Here is a 267-nt window from a genome sequence, read left to right as displayed (position 1 = left end):
GCAGCAGCGCCAGATGCTGCGCGATCTGCGTCAGCGCCAGATGACCGGGATCCAGCATCGACGCCAGTTTTTCCACCATTGTCAGTCGCAGGCTAAGCGGCGCATTTAACATGCCGCCGTTCGTCCATGTCTGAAGCTGCACACGCGAAAGAAGTTCCTGCATCAGTCGTTCACGAAACTGCTGCTGATGGGCTTGTGGAAGGCGGGCATCATCGCCCTGCGCCAGATCCACTAAAAAGCGGGGATAAACCGACTCCAGCACGCGAC

1 protein-coding gene is annotated in these 267 nt (G+C 58.4%); it reads right to left on the bottom strand.

The features are described 5' to 3' along the window. Nucleotides 1-267, bottom strand: a 267-nt coding sequence (locus R0J88_RS20605) for a diguanylate cyclase regulator RdcB family protein (RefSeq protein WP_410900969.1), incomplete at both ends; no start/stop codon positions are given.

This window comes from Pseudoalteromonas sp. SIMBA_162, from assembly GCF_046535955.1.
Classification (GTDB): domain Bacteria; phylum Pseudomonadota; class Gammaproteobacteria; order Enterobacterales; family Alteromonadaceae; genus Pseudoalteromonas; species Pseudoalteromonas marina.
This window is presented reverse-complemented; position numbering and strand designations above follow the sequence as displayed.